12 protein-coding genes are annotated in these 13,300 nt (G+C 73.4%); 6 read left to right on the forward strand and 6 right to left on the reverse strand.

Annotated features, from left to right (window positions below; all coding sequences use genetic code 11):
- Window positions 1-5: 5 nt before the first annotated feature.
- Genes ACZ63E_RS28785 through ACZ63E_RS28800 form a run of 4 tightly spaced genes read right to left on the reverse strand, consistent with a single transcriptional unit; the run spans window position 6 to window position 5,099 of the window.
- Entirely contained in the window at window positions 6-893 is an 888-nt protein-coding gene (locus tag ACZ63E_RS28785) for a 3-hydroxyacyl-CoA dehydrogenase NAD-binding domain-containing protein (protein ID WP_465339235.1), read from the reverse strand.
- Window positions 890-2,773: an acetoacetate--CoA ligase gene (locus ACZ63E_RS28790; RefSeq protein WP_465339236.1), complete on the reverse strand. Its 1,884-nt coding sequence runs from the start codon at window positions 2,771-2,773 to the stop codon at window positions 890-892. The genes ACZ63E_RS28785 and ACZ63E_RS28790 overlap by 4 nt, the downstream gene beginning before the upstream one ends.
- Window positions 2,770-3,546: a crotonase/enoyl-CoA hydratase family protein gene (locus ACZ63E_RS28795; RefSeq protein ID WP_465339237.1), complete on the reverse strand. Its 777-nt coding sequence runs from the start codon at window positions 3,544-3,546 to the stop codon at window positions 2,770-2,772. The genes ACZ63E_RS28790 and ACZ63E_RS28795 overlap by 4 nt, the downstream gene beginning before the upstream one ends.
- Window positions 3,543-5,099: an acyl-CoA synthetase gene (locus ACZ63E_RS28800; protein WP_465339238.1), complete on the reverse strand. Its 1,557-nt coding sequence runs from the start codon at window positions 5,097-5,099 to the stop codon at window positions 3,543-3,545. The genes ACZ63E_RS28795 and ACZ63E_RS28800 overlap by 4 nt, the downstream gene beginning before the upstream one ends.
- A 364-nt stretch (window positions 5,100-5,463) precedes the next feature.
- On the opposite strand from ACZ63E_RS28800, the gene ACZ63E_RS28805 reads away from it, so the two are divergent.
- Entirely contained in the window at window positions 5,464-5,889 is a 426-nt protein-coding gene (locus tag ACZ63E_RS28805; protein WP_465339239.1) for an STAS domain-containing protein, read from the forward strand.
- Here the strand turns inward: ACZ63E_RS28805 and ACZ63E_RS28810 are convergent.
- On the reverse strand, window positions 5,834-6,085 hold the full coding sequence (locus ACZ63E_RS28810) for a hypothetical protein (RefSeq protein ID WP_465339240.1): 252 nt from the start codon (window positions 6,083-6,085) through the stop codon (window positions 5,834-5,836). The two genes, ACZ63E_RS28805 and ACZ63E_RS28810, sit on opposite strands and share 56 nt — an antisense overlap.
- A gap of 427 nt (window positions 6,086-6,512) precedes the next feature.
- Between ACZ63E_RS28810 and ACZ63E_RS28815 the strand changes: the two genes are divergently transcribed.
- Window positions 6,513-6,878: a WHG domain-containing protein gene (locus ACZ63E_RS28815; RefSeq protein WP_465339241.1), complete on the forward strand. Its 366-nt coding sequence runs from the start codon at window positions 6,513-6,515 to the stop codon at window positions 6,876-6,878.
- 13 nt (window positions 6,879-6,891) lie between these two features.
- On the opposite strand, the gene ACZ63E_RS28820 is transcribed toward ACZ63E_RS28815, so the two are convergent.
- Window positions 6,892-8,154, reverse strand: a complete 1,263-nt coding sequence (locus tag ACZ63E_RS28820) for a low temperature requirement protein A (RefSeq protein WP_465339242.1) — start codon at window positions 8,152-8,154, stop codon at window positions 6,892-6,894.
- Between the two features lie 482 nt (window positions 8,155-8,636).
- Between ACZ63E_RS28820 and ACZ63E_RS28825 the strand changes: the two genes are divergently transcribed.
- Genes ACZ63E_RS28825 through ACZ63E_RS28840 form a run of 4 tightly spaced genes read left to right on the forward strand, consistent with a single transcriptional unit; the run spans window position 8,637 to window position 13,283 of the window.
- Complete coding sequence (locus tag ACZ63E_RS28825) at window positions 8,637-11,615, forward strand: sensor histidine kinase (RefSeq protein ID WP_465339243.1); 2,979 nt, start codon at window positions 8,637-8,639, stop codon at window positions 11,613-11,615.
- On the forward strand, window positions 11,612-12,109 hold the full coding sequence (locus tag ACZ63E_RS28830) for a roadblock/LC7 domain-containing protein (protein ID WP_465339244.1): 498 nt from the start codon (window positions 11,612-11,614) through the stop codon (window positions 12,107-12,109). Before ACZ63E_RS28825 ends, ACZ63E_RS28830 begins: the two co-directional genes overlap by 4 nt.
- Window positions 12,106-12,498 carry a DUF742 domain-containing protein gene (locus tag ACZ63E_RS28835; RefSeq protein WP_465314576.1) on the forward strand — a complete coding sequence of 131 codons (393 nt, stop codon included), beginning with the start codon at window positions 12,106-12,108 and terminating at the stop codon, window positions 12,496-12,498. The genes ACZ63E_RS28830 and ACZ63E_RS28835 overlap by 4 nt, the downstream gene beginning before the upstream one ends.
- 11 nt (window positions 12,499-12,509) lie before the next feature.
- Window positions 12,510-13,283 (forward strand): MHYT domain-containing protein, encoded by a 774-nt coding sequence (locus ACZ63E_RS28840; RefSeq protein ID WP_465339245.1) that lies wholly within the window; start codon window positions 12,510-12,512, stop codon window positions 13,281-13,283.
- Window positions 13,284-13,300: the final 17 nt, after the last annotated feature.

A 13,300-nucleotide genomic window follows, 5' to 3' on the forward strand; every position in this document is an offset into this window, starting at 1 on the left:
CGGCTTCAGGGCAGGTCGGGCTGCGCGGCCTTGGCGGCCAGCAGGCGGTCGAGGACGGCGTCGCGCGCGGCGACGAGGGAACGTTCGTCGGCGCCGGCCAGCTCGGCGTCGACCCCGGCGACGAGCGTCTCGGCGAGCTCCGGGGTCAGGTGGACGCGGCCGAGGTCGCGCCACCACTCTTCGGTGGGCGGCCCGAGGTGGCGCAGGACGTGCGCCAGCCCGCCCGCTCCGCCGGAGAGGTGCTGGGTGAGGAACGGGCCGAGCACGGCCCAGCGCAGGCCGGGCCCGTACGCGATCGCCGTGTCGATGTCGGCGACCGTCGCGACACCGCGTTCGACCAGCGAGTAGGCCTCCTGCCACAGCGCGGCCTGCAGCCGGTTCGCGACGTGCCCGGGCAGCTCGCGCGACAACCGGATCGGCCGTTTCCCGACCGAGATGTAGAACGCTACGGCCCGGTCGACGACCTCGGGCGCGGTGTCGCGGCCCGGCACGACCTCGACGAGCGGGATCAGGTGCGGCGGGTTGAACGGGTGCCCGACCACGACCCGCTCGGGGTGGCGCAGGCAGCCGCGCGCGATGACACTCGGCAGCAGCCCGGACGAGCTGCTCGCCAGGACCACGTCCGGCCGCGCGGCTTCGTCGAGGACGGCGAACAGCGCGTGCTTGACGTCTTCGCGCTCAGGACCGTTCTCCTGCACGAAGTCCGCGGCGGCGGCCGCTTCACCGGCGTCGGCGGTGAACCGCAGCCGATCCGCGCCTTCGAGCGCACTGCGCAGCCGCTCTTCGGCATCGGGTGCCGGATCGGTCGCGACGACGTCGAGGCCGTGCGCGAGGAACAGCCTCGCCCAGCTCACGCCGATGACGCCGGTGCCGACCACCGCGACGGTGCTCACGAGAGCGCTCCGAAGGGGTCGAGGGCGGTCGGATCGGCCAGCACGTCCCGGCCGACGACGTCCTCGGCCCGGGCGCCGAGCAGCAGTTTCTTCACCGGCAGCTCCAGCTTCTTCCCGGTGCGGTTGCGGGGGACCATCGGGACGGCGGTGATCGTGTCCGGCACGTGCCGCGGCGACAGCGCGCCGCGCAACGCCGTGACGATCTTGCGGCGCAAGGGATCGCCGAGGACCGCGCCGTCCCGGAGCACGACGTAGAGCCGCAGGTCGCCATGGCCGCCCGCGGGGTCTTCGAGGTGCACGACGAGCGAGTCGTCGATCTCCGGCAGCTCCTCGACGACGGCGTAGAACTCCGCGGTGCCGAGCCGGACGCCGCCGCGGTTGAGGGTGGCGTCCGAGCGGCCGGTGATGACGCAGCCGCCGCCGGGGGAGAACCGGATCCAGTCGCCGTGGCGCCAGACGCCGGGATAGGTGCCGAAGTACGTTTCGCGATAGCGCGAACCCGTGGTGTCGCCCCAGAACCCGACCGGCATGGACGGCATCGGGGCGGTGATGACCAGCTCGCCGAGCTCCCCGATCACTTCGGCGCCGTGCTCGTCGAACGCCTTCGCGGCGACGCCGAGGCAGGGCCCGGAGATCTCACCGGCCAGCACCGGTTGCAGCGGGCCGCCCTGGACGATCCCGCTGCACACGTCCGTGCCGCCGCTGCCGACGTTGAGCAGCACGTCCGGTCCGAAGACCTCCCGCACCCAGTGGTAGCCCTCGGCCGGGAGCGGGCTGCCCGCCGCCCCGATCTGCCGGAGCGCGGTCAGGTCATACGACGCGGCCGGGTCGAGGCCCGCCTTCCGGCACGCCATCAGGAAGCCCGGGCTCGCGCCCATCAGCGTCGCGCGGGTCTCGGCGGCGAGCCGCCACTGCCAGGCCAGGTCCGGGTGCAGCGGGTGGCCGTCGACGAGCACGATCGACGCGCCGGTGAGCATCCCCGACACGAGCGCGTTCCACATCATCCAGGCGGTGGTGGAGAACCACAGCATCCGGTCGCCCGGGCGCAGGTCCCAGCTCAGGCCGTGGTTCTTCAGGTGCTCCAGCAGGATCCCGCCGTGGCCGTGCACGATCGCCTTCGGCTTGCCGGTGGTGCCGGAAGAGAACAGCACGCACAGCGGGTGCGCGAAGCCGACCGGCTCGAACCCGGGCGCGCTTTCGGTGAGCAGGTCGCTCCAGCCGAGCGTGTCCGGGAGGTCGTGGCCGCCGTAGGGGACGTGGACGACGTGCTCGACGGTCGGCAGGCCGGCGCGGATCTCGGCGACCTCGGCGCGGCGGTCGACGTCCTTGCTCCCGTAGCGGTAGCCGGCCACGGTCAGCAGCACCCGCGGTTCGATCTGGCCGAACCGGTCGACCACCGAGCGGGCGCCGAACTCGGGCGCGCAGGAGGCCCAGACGGCGCCCAGGCCGGCGACCGCGAGATGGGCGACGACGGTCTCGGGGATGTTCGGCAGGTACGCCACGACCCGGTCGCCGCGGCCGACGCCGAGCCGGATCAGCCCGGCGCGGGCCCGCGCGACCTGGTCGCGCAGCTGCCCCCAGGTCAGCTCGACGCGGTCCCGGGTCTGCGAGTACGCGATGACGGCGACGTCGTCCGCGGGACCGCCGAGCGCGTGCTCGGCGTAGTTGAGGGTGGCGCCGGGGAACCACTCGGCGCCGGGCATCCGCCGGTCCGGCAGGACGCTCGACGCGGGGGAGTGGAAGCGGACGCCGAAGAAGTCCTTGATCGACCTCCAGAAGCCGTCGAGGTCGGTCACCGACCAGTGGTGCAGCGCGGCGTAGTCGTCGAAGGCGTGGCCACGCTCGGCGAGCCACGCCAGGTACCGCTCGATCTCGGTCATCGGCCCACCTTCCCGCCGCGGCCGTCCAGGAACGCCCGCATCCGTTCCTTCGCCTCGCCGCTGCCACTGGCGACGGCGGCCATCAGCGCCTCCATCAGGTAGCCCTCGGCCGGGTTGGCCTCGGCGATGCGGGGCAGCGCCTGCAGCACGGCGAAGTTCGTGACCGGCGAGTTCGCGGCGATCCGCCGGGCCAGGCCGAGTGCGTGCTCGAAGCCGTCGTCGACGCGGTAATGCGACAACCCGGCGGCGTGGCCTTCGTCGGCGTCGAGGACCCGGCCGGTGAGCATCAGGTCGGCCATCCGGTGCGCGCCGATCAGCCGCGGCACCCGCACCGACGCCCCGCCGCCGACGAACAGGCCGCGCTGGCCCTCCGGCAGCGCGTAGAACGCCGACGGCTCGGCGACGCGGATGTGCGCGGCCGCCGCCAGTTCCAGCCCGCCGCCGACCACCGCGCCGCGGAGCACGGCGACCACCGGGACGCGCCCGCGTTCGAGCCGCTCGAAGGCGCGGTGCCACATCATCGAGTGCTCCAGGCCCTCGAAGACGTCGCGCTCGGTCAGCTCGGAAAGGTCGAGCCCGGCGGAGAAGTGGTCACCGTCCGCGGCGAGCACCACGGCCTTGACGCCCGGCGGCGGCGCGCCGAAGAACGCTTCGAGGCCGAGGACGGTGGCGTCGTCGAGCGCGTTGCGCTTCGCCGGGCGCGAGAGCCACAACACGGCGACGTCGTCCTTGAGCTCCAGGCGCAGGGAAGGGGGGAGGAGAGCGGTGGTCATGCGGGTCCGTTCGGGAAGGTTTCGGCGGCGCGGGCGCGCAGTTCCACTCGGCGGATCTTGCCGGTGGCGTTGCGCGGCAGCGCCTCGGTGAACTGCACGTGCTTCGGGACCTTGAAGCGGGCGAGGTGCCGCTCGAGGTGGGCGCGGAACGCCGTCGCGTCCAGCCGCGCGCCGGGCCGCAGGACGACGTAGGCAGCGCCGACTTCGCCCCAGCGCTCGTCGGCCACTCCCACGACGGCGCACGCGTCGACCTCGTCGAGCCGGAGCGCGGCCGCCTCCACCTCGGCCGGGTAGACGTTCTCCCCGCCGGAGATGATCAGGTCCTTGACCCGGTCGACGACGTGGGCCCAGCCGTCCTCGTCGACGCGGACGACGTCACCGGTGCGGAACCACTCGTCGCCGGCGAAGCTCGCGGCCGACTCCTCGGGCCGGCGCCAGTAACCGCCGAAGACGTGCGGGCCGCGCACCAGCAGTTCGGCGGGCGAGCCGCCCAGCGGTTCCGGCGTGCCGTCCGGGCCGAGCGCGGCCAAGTCGGTGAAGAAGTGCGGCACCCCGGCGGCGACCGGGTGGTCGAGCGTGCCTTCGTGGGTGGCCATGGAGACGCCCGGCGCGGCTTCGGTCATGCCGTAGCCCTGCAGGAGCTTCACCCCGCGGTCGAGCCAGGCGCGGGCGACGCGTTCGGCGACCGGCGAGCCGCCGTAGAGCACGCAGGTGAGCGAGCCGAGCTCCGTGCGGTCCCAGTCTTCGTGCCGGCACAGCATTTCCAGCATCGTGGGGACCGCGGAAAAGCTCGTGATCCCGGCTCCGCCGATCCGGCGGAGGACCGCGCCGGGCTCGAACTTCGCGACCGGCTCGACGCTGCCGCCCTTGAACAGCGTCGGCAGCGTGATCTGGCCCAGCCCGACGCAGTGGAACAGCGGCGCGATGCACAGCGCCTTGTCGGTGCCCAGGACGTCGAGGTGGGCGAGCTGGTTGACGGTGTTCCAGGTGAGGTTCCCGTGGGTGAGCACCGCCGCCTTCGGCCGTCCGGTGGTGCCGGAGGTGTAGAGCAGCAGGCAGGGATCCTCCAGCCGGACCTCGGCCGACGGCGGGGTGCCGCCCGCCGCGAGCTCCGCCTCGAAGTCCGGCCCGCCCGCCGGGTCCGTCGCCAGGACGTGCCGCACGGTCTCCGGCAGCGGACCGGCGTCGCGCACGAGCGGGCCGGTGTCCGGGCTGTGCACGAGCACCGAGGCGCCGCTGTCGTCGAGCATGTACCGGACTTCCGTGCCGGAGAGCCGGTAGTTGAGCGGGACGAACAGGGCGCCGCAGCGCGCGGTGGCGAAGAGCGTCTCGAACACGGTCAGGGCGTTGACCCCGAGGTAGGCCACGCGGTCGCCGGGGCGGACGCCGAGCCGGGTGAGCGCGCCGGCCAGCCGCTCGACGCGGTCGGCGAGCCCGGCGTACGTCAACGTGCGGTCCGGTCCGACGAGTGCGGTGCGGCCGGGGGAGATCCGGGCCCGCCGCGCGGGCCAGCTGCCCAGGCCGAAGTCGGCCGGGCCGGGGGAACGGGTCACGGCAGTCGCCTCCTTCACGCCGGTGACAGGGTTCCTGTTGCCACACCTGAATTCCCTCGCGGTCGCGGCGGAGCTCCGGAAGCCTGGATATAAGGAACCCTGATACGTGTCAGGATGCGCAAGGTCGGCGTCGCTGTCAAGGGACGCCGGAGTTCACCCGGCCGGGTGGTTTGGCGCAGGGCCGGGCGGGCCGCGTGCGGGCGTGCCGGGTTCGGCCGTTGGCGGGGTTGCGCCGTTTGGATCAAAGGCTAGGCTGCGAAGTGGCGGCTGGGCTCCGAAAGCCGCTCCCCCTCCGACTTGCCAGCGTTCGAGTGGGCCGGTGCGGCCCGCTCGTCACGTCATCAGAGAATGAAGGCGTGTATTGATGTTAGTCGTCCAGCCCCCCGCGACGGCGATCCCCGTAACGCCGTCGGCGCGTGTGCCGCGCAGTGCGTTCGACATCGAAGTGATCCGCCCGTACTTCGGCGCGGTGATGATCCGGATCCGCGGCGCCCTCGACGAAGACAGCGCTCCCCAGCTCCGCTCGGCGCTGAGCACGTGGGCGCATCGCCGGTTCCCGGTCCTGGTGCTCGACCTCTCCGCGGTCGACTTCCTCGACGGCGACGGGCTCGCCGTCCTCGGGGACATCCAGGCCCGGACCGTCCGGGAGAACGCCACCCTGCGGATCGTCCTCGGGGACAACCGCATCGTCCGGCGCGCGCTCGCGGCCAGCGGGCTCGACCACGCGCTCAAGCTCAGCCGGCTGCCGTCCGGCTGGGAGCGCGCGACGGAGATCCCCAGCCAGAGCTGACGCCGGTCACCGGTTCACGCTGGCCGTCGATCGTCTCGCGGAGCGCGTCGTCGGTCGGCGTCGGCTCGATGCCGAACGCCGCCGTCGCGGCCGACGAGCCGAGGACGAACGGGCCGCGCAGCGGGTACTGCACCTCGACCATCTCCCGCGCCGCCGGGGTGAAGACCCCGGCGAGGCGCAGGGCGACGGCGGGCATCGTCGTACGGCCGAATGGCTCTCGGAGGAACGGTTACCTGCCGCTCGAGGGTCGGCCTGCCTTTGGCCGGGTTGGCAACAGGGGCCGTCGGCACGCCCGCGAGCTCGGCGGCGCGGGTGGCGAGCCGGCGGACCGAGACCGCCGGCGCGGTCGGCGCGTGCCACGGCCGTCCGTCCCTATGCCTGGCTGTCGGCCGTTCTTGTGCCCAGGTGGTCCGACCCGCGCACCTCGGCCGTGCGGATCCGGCCGGTCTCGTGCGCGGCCGGCGCGTCGGCCCACAGCCGTCCGTGGCGACCCGCTCGACGCCGTCCAGCGCCCGGGCCGACGGGAGCGGCGCCGACAACAACGTGCAGGAACCGGGATCGCCTCCACGACGAAGTGAGAGAACGATGCTCTCGAATAAGAACACCGGTCTCGTCGAGTTCGGGTGCTCTCGGGCTGTGCCGCCCATGTCCGCCTCGTCGTGCCGGGCTACGCGGCCCCGCAGGAAACCGTGGCCCCGGCGGCCAAAGTCGTCCTCGCGCTCGCCGCCATCGTGGCCGAAGCGCCGGGCGAGGTGCCCGCCGGGTCGCCGATACCGGCCCCGGTCCGCGCCGATCTGCGCCTGCTGATCGAGGCGCAGTCCGGCGGGCTGTCGGAGGAACGGCTGGACCGCGTGTGCGTCGCGTGGACGCACCTGTTCGGCCTGGTCAACTTCGAGGTCTTCGGCCGGCTCGACGACCTCATCCAGGCGCGGGCCGAGTACTTCGCCCACCACATGGCCCTGCCGGCCGACCTCGCCGGCCTGCCCTGACGGCGCCGGGGCGTCAGTGGCGCCCTTCGGCAAGGCGCTGCAGGAACTCCAGCGGGTTCTCGCCGAAACGGTCGAGCGCCCGGTGCCGGATCGCCGACGACGCGGCGGCGGCGCCGACGCCCCAGACGGCGATCACCGCGACCACCGCGGGCGCCGGCAGCACCCGGTCCAGGAAGGCGAGGCACACCGTCGCCGCGAGCGCCACGATCCGCGCCACGCCGAGGTACCAGCGCCGGGGGCCCGCCGTGAAGACCCCGGTGCCGCCCAGGTAGATCGTCAGCCCGATGGTGGTGAACCAGGACGCGGCGTGCGGCGGGGACTCGTGCAGCGACAGGTTAACCCCGGCCGCGACGAGCACGAGCGCGAAGGCGGGCGCCAGGTGGCCGGTCGCGTAGAGCGAGTACGCGAGCGCGGGGTTGCCGCCGGAGACGTCGAGCATGCGTTCGTTGAACTCCGCGGCCGAGGTGAAGTACACCCACCACAGCGCGCCGGCCAGGACCAGCCCGCCCGCCATGGCGAGCCAGTAGCCGGTGTCGTCGGCCGGGCGCTCGAGTGCCGCCGTGCCGACGGTGATCACCAGCTCGCCGAGCAGCAGGATCATGAAGAGCCCGAAGCGCTCGGCGAGGTGGGCCGGGTCGACCGCGAAGCCCGGGTCGCGCGGCGGGGCGAACATCTCCCGCATCCGCGCCGCCCGCGTCGGTCGCTCGCGGGGCTCGCCGCGCCGGCGTTCGGGACGGCCGCCGAGCAGCAGGAACCCCGCCTCCTGCAGCAGGGTGAACGCCCACAGGACGTAGACCCACGGCTGCGGGAGGAGCGTCGAGACGCCGAACAGGACGGCCGAAAACGTGTAACCCCAGCTGATCCGGCGCTGGTCGAGCCCGGGGCGGGCCGGCCACCGGTGCGCGGCCGCCAGGATCAGCCGGACCCCGGCCATGGCCGCCGCGAAGACCGCCGGGTGCCCGTCGAAGACGTGGTGGGCCTGGGTCGCGGCGATCGCGCACGGGATGGTGCCGGCGAGCACGAACAGCCGGTCGACGGCGCTCCTGTCGTCACCGCGGCGGTTGTAGAGCACGGCGAAGCCGATCCACGTCCACCACAGCGTCGCGAACAGGCCCAGCGCCGCGCCGACCCGCGCCGGGTGCGGCTCGGCGACGATGCCGTGCGCCACCTGACCCACCGCGAACACGAACACGAGGTCGAAGTACAGCTCGACCCACCCGACCCGCTTGCCGTGCCCGGCCGTGTCGGTCTCCACCCCATCCGTCCCGTTCGTCACAGCGGTCGATTCTGCCGTCCGGCGCGCCAGCAGGCTCACCCGGGCGGCGCGGGAATTAATAACACACCATTCGAACAATGGCGGACTTCGCCACTGAATGTTCTCCGGCCCGGCCGCGGCAACTCCTGTGGGTAATTCTGCCGACCCTTGTCCTTTACTGCCCAGTAGGCCCTGGAGCTGGGTGAACACTCTTGTACGGTGTGCAAGCAGCGACCGCCGGAACACAATGCGTGAGCCGGGGAAAGAATTCAATACCGGCCCTTCGAAACGCCGATGCTTAGGGTTGACAAGGGTGCCGGGCGTGATGTTCTCTGCTGGTCGGCTCGATCAACGCCACGTCTTCCCCGGCTCGGGAGAGAGGCGATTCCACCGGTTCGGGAGCCGGTGCCCGGTTCGCTCGGACGTCCTTGGTCGGCTTGGGGTCTCCTCGTCCTGTCCGAGTTCGAAGTCAGCCGCACGGCTGGGAATCGAGCGGTTCCGCCATGCACGAAAGCAGGTCCACGGTCCGCCGCGCGGCGGACGCCGCGTGGTGGCCGGCCAACTGGAACGTCCGCACCAAGATCAGCGTCGTCCTGCTGTTGCCCGTCCTGGTGGCCGTGGCGCTCGCGGAGGTCCGGATCCAGGGTGAGCTCGACCGGGCCACCGAGCTCACCGCCGCGCGCGACCGGTTGCCGGTGCTGCGCGACACGATCGACCTGACCGGTTCGCTGGGCCAGGAAATGGTCGCCGCGGTCGCCGTCCCGGCCGGCGCGCCGGCCACGCTCACCGCCACCGTGGACGCGAAGGTGGCCGCGATCCAGCGCGACACGAGCTTCGCGCCGCTCCCGGGTGACGCCGGCCGGACGCTGAACACGGTGCTGGGCAAGCTCGCCGGGATCCGGGCGGCCGGGGCCGGCGTCGGCGACGTCCGCACCAAGGCCGCCGGCTACAACGACGTCATCGCCACCCTCGGCGACCTCGTGCCCGCGCTCATCCCGGCCGACGTCGGGAGCGAGACCGCCGTCGGCACGGAAACCGCCCGGCTGCTGGTGCACCTGCGAGGCGAGCTCGCCACCGAAGAGACCTACGCGCGGGCGGCGCAGGCCAGCCCGGACGACGCTTCGCTGCGCCCGGCCGTCGTGCGGACCGAGGCCGAGCAGGAGGTGCTCCGCGAACAGGCCGAGCACCAGCTGACGGGCGACCTGCTGGCCCGGTTCACCGCGGCGACGAGCTCCGCCGACGGCCGGCTCGACGCCGCCCAGAACCCGGGGAACAGCACGCTCGCGTCGTCCCTGCCCTCGATCACCGCCGAAGCCACCGGCGTCACGGCCGTGCTGAACGACGTCACGGCGAAGCTGTCTTCGAACGTGTCCCTGGCGGCGGACGACGCCCGCGCGGACTCCCTGCGGGACACGGCCCTGGTCCTCGGCGCGCTGCTCGGCGCGCTCGCCATCGCCCTGCTGGTGGTGCGTTCGCTCGTCACGCCGGTGCGCCGGCTGCGCGCGGCGGCCCTGCGCGCGGCGCACGAACAGCTGCCGGAGACCGTCCGCCAGGTCCGGGACGGCACCGAGGTCGACTGGCGCGCGGTGCCCGCCGTCGGCATCCGGACCGAGGAGGAGATCGGGCAGCTGGCCCACGCCTTCGACGACATGCACCGCCAGGCCGTCCGGCTCGCCGTCGAGCAGGCCGACCTCCGCAAGCAGGTCAGCGAGATGTTCATGACGCTGTCACGGCGGAGCCAGTCGCTGGTCGAGCAGCAGCTGACGATCATCGAGGACCTCGAGGCGGGGGAGCAGGACCCGCACCGGCTCGACGAGCTGTTCCGGGTCGACCACATCGCCACCCGGCTGCGCCGCAACGGCGAGAACCTGCACGTGCTCGCCGGCGGCCGCCCGGTCCGGCACGGCCGCGAGCCGGTGCCCACGCGCGACCTGCTGCGGGCCGCGACCTCGGAGGTCAAGGACTACCGGCGGGTTGCGCTCGGCAACGCGCCACGCAGCTCGGTGCAGCCGGAAGCGGCCGCCGACGTCATCCACATCCTCGCTGAGCTGCTGGAGAACGCGACGCGGTTCTCCCCGCCGGAGCACAAGGTGGCGCTCACCGCCGACCGCGGCGCCGACGGCGGCCTGCTGATCGAGGTCGTCGACCAGGGCCTCGGCATGACGGCCGCCGAGCTCGAGTCGGTCAACACCCGCCTCGCCGCGGCGGCGACGGTCGGCCCGGAGACGACCCGCCGGATGGGCCTGTTCGTGGTCGGCCGGCTCGCCGCGCTGCACGGCGTGACGGTCCGCCTTCGCGCAACCGGCCCGGGCACACGGCACCAGGGGGTCACGGCGAGCGTCCACGTGCCGGGCGCGCTGGTGATCGCCGACCTCGCCCGCCCGATCGGCGGCAGCCGGCTCGCACTGGAGTCCGCGCACCGCAACGGACACGCGCGGCCCCCGGTGGTGCCGGCCCAGGCGTCGACGCCGATCTTCGAGCAGGTCGTGACGAGCTGGTTCACCGAGCCGGGCGCGAAGCCGGTGCTGCGGCGCAGTCCGGTGGAGTGGCCGCCCGCGAACGGGCACGCCGCCGCGGACTTCGACGGGGAGCCGGATGGTTCGGCGGAGGGATCGCCGAAGAACGGGCATGGAGCGGGAGAATCCGGCACGGATCGGGCTGCTTCGGCCGGTCGGTCGGCGGCGGAGTCCGGTGCGGATCGGACTGCGTCGGCTGGTCGGTCGGCGACGGAACTCGGCGCGGATCGGGCTGTATCGGGCGTCGATCGGGCGACTTCGGCTGGTCGCTCGGCGGGAGACTCCAACGCGGATCGGGCGGCCGCGGGTGCGGATCGTGCTGCGTCGGCTGGTCGCCCGCCGGGCGAGTCCGGTGCGGATCGGGCCGTCGCGGCTCGACGCCAAGCCGCCGCCGACTCTGCCGCCGCTTCGGGTGACCGGTCCTCGTCGGCCGAGTCCGCCGTCTCCGGAGAACTGGCCGACCCGGCCGCAGCTTCCCCGACTCCCGGCGACTCCGGCGTGTTCCCGGTCGCCACCGGCTCGTCGGACCCTTCCGGCGTGGCCGAGCCCGGCGGGATCCCGGGCGCCGACTGGCCGACCTCGATCCAGCGGCGCGTGGCGCCGCCGAACCGGTCCGCCTCGGCGGAACCCGGCGCGGCGAAACACGCGGCGAACGCCGAACTGCCCGCCGCGCGCGTCTCGGACTGGGGCGGCCCGGCCGAGCAGGCGCGCCAGGCCGCGGAAAACGCTCTCAAGCCCGCGGTTCAGCAACTGACCGACGCCGGCCTGCCCACCCGGCGGCCCGGGGCCCAGCTCGCGCCCGGGGCGGCCCTGCCCCGCGCGCGGGGGCAGGCGAGCGGGGCGTTCCGCGACGCCACCGCCGTCCGCAACAGCTTGTCCCGGCACTACCAGGGCATGCGCGCGGCCCGGCAGCAGACCGCGGCCCGCGCCGAAGAATCCGGAGAGGACGGAGTGGAACCCCGATGACGGAACTTCCCGACGTGCATCTGCGACGCGAGGCGTCGGCGCGGAGCCACACCGGAACGCTGGCCTTCCCCGCACCGCCGCCGCCCGAACGGACGGCGACGCTGAACTGGCTGGTCAACGGGTTCGTCCAGGACGTCTCGGGGGTCGCGCACGCGGTGCTGGTGTCGGCCGACGGGCTGCTCGTGGCGGCCGACGACACCCTGCCGCGCGAGCGCGCCGACCAGCTGGCGGCCATCGCGGCCGGGCTGTCGAGCCTGTCGCTGGGCACCGCGGAGCTGTTCACCGCCGGCCGGGTGGTGCAGTCGGTGATCGAGATGGAGCAGGGTTTCCTGCTGCTGATGAGCGTGGGCGACGGCTCGAACCTGGTCGTCCTCGCCTCGACCGGCTGTGACATCGGGCTGGTCGGCTACGAGATGACCATGCTGGTCGAGCGGGTGGGGCAGAAGGTCGACGTGCCCGCGCGCGAGATGCCGGTGGCCCAGGACCGGCGGTGACCGGGTACGCGCCGCCCGGCCCGGACGAAGGGGAGCCGCGCCGCAGCCCGGCGCTGGCCCGCCCCTACGCCTGGACCGAAGGCCGGACGGCGCCGTCGGTGGAGATCGCGGTCGAAGCGCTCGTCGAGACCACGGCGGCCGGCCGCGCGGAGCTCGCTTACCAGTCGTCGAGCGCGTTCGCGCAGGTCACCGAGCTGTGCGTCCGGCCGCGGTCGCTGATGGAGATCGCCGCGCTGCTGGGGCTGCCCCTCGGCGTGGTCCGCGTGCTCGTCTCGGACCTGATGGAGGAACGGCTGGTGATCGTCCGCGACACGCTGTCGGACACGTCCAGCTGGGGCGACCGCCACGACCTGATGGAGCGCGTGCTGCACGGCCTGCGCGACCTCTGAAAGGACTCACCATGGAGCACTTCGCGCTCGGGCACTGGCTGCTCGTGCTCGCTTATCTGACGTCGGTGGTCGGCTGCGCGCTCGGCCTCGCGTGCGCGGTGCAGGCGCGCCACGCGGCGAACGAGCGGCACCGCATCCGCTGGCTGGTGCTGGCGGCGATCTCGATCGGCGGGGTCGGCATCTGGCTGATGCACTTCGTGGCGATGCTCGGCTTCAGCACCCCGGGCATGCCGGTGCGCTACGACGTCTTCCGCACGGTGCTCTCGGCGTTGCTGTCGGTGGCGGCGGTGTTCGCCGGCCTGCTGGTGGTGGGCGGCCGCGCGAAGTTCGGCTGGTGGCGGCTGGCCCTCGGTGGCGTGATCACGGGACTGGCCGTGAATGTCATGCACTACACGGGAATGTCCGCCCTGCGCGTGAAGGGCGACTTCGGCTACGACGGTTTCCTGGTGGCGCTGTCGGTGGTGATCGCGGTGGTGGCGGCGACGGCGGCCCTGTGGTTCGCGGTGTTCCTCGACCGCCTGTCCCTGCGGCTGCTGGCCGGTTTCATCATGGCCGCGGCGGTCACGGGCATGCACTACACGGGCATGGCGGCGGTCAGGATGACCATGGACATGAGCGCCCCGGACCCGGCGGGCGTGGAGGTGTTCTCGTTCCTGTTCCCGGTGTTCGTCGTGGCGGCGATCGCGATGGCGGTCCCGCTGTGCGCGGTGCTGATGGCGCCGGCGGTGTCCCCGGAGACCGCGGCGGATTCGGTGGCTTCGGCGGAAGAACCCGTCACAGTGTGAGCTGGTCGCGGCCACGG

This window comes from Amycolatopsis sp. NPDC104819 (assembly GCF_055583145.1).

Excerpts from the sequence above, each read along its gene's own strand:
- ACZ63E_RS28790 (WP_465339236.1), bottom strand. The coding sequence starts at position 2,773 with ATGACCGAGATCGAGCGGTACCTGGCGTGGCTCGCCGAGCGTGGCCAC.
- ACZ63E_RS28795 (WP_465339237.1), bottom strand. The coding sequence starts at position 3,546 with ATGACCACCGCTCTCCTCCCCCCTTCCCTGCGCCTGGAGCTCAAGGAC.
- ACZ63E_RS28805 (WP_465339239.1), top strand. The coding sequence starts at position 5,464 with ATGTTAGTCGTCCAGCCCCCCGCGACGGCGATCCCCGTAACGCCGTCG.
- ACZ63E_RS28810 (WP_465339240.1), bottom strand. The coding sequence starts at position 6,085 with ATGCCCGCCGTCGCCCTGCGCCTCGCCGGGGTCTTCACCCCGGCGGCG.
- ACZ63E_RS28825 (WP_465339243.1), top strand. The coding sequence starts at position 8,637 with ATGCACGAAAGCAGGTCCACGGTCCGCCGCGCGGCGGACGCCGCGTGG.
- ACZ63E_RS28830 (WP_465339244.1), top strand. The coding sequence starts at position 11,612 with ATGACGGAACTTCCCGACGTGCATCTGCGACGCGAGGCGTCGGCGCGG.
- ACZ63E_RS28840 (WP_465339245.1), top strand. The coding sequence starts at position 12,510 with ATGGAGCACTTCGCGCTCGGGCACTGGCTGCTCGTGCTCGCTTATCTG.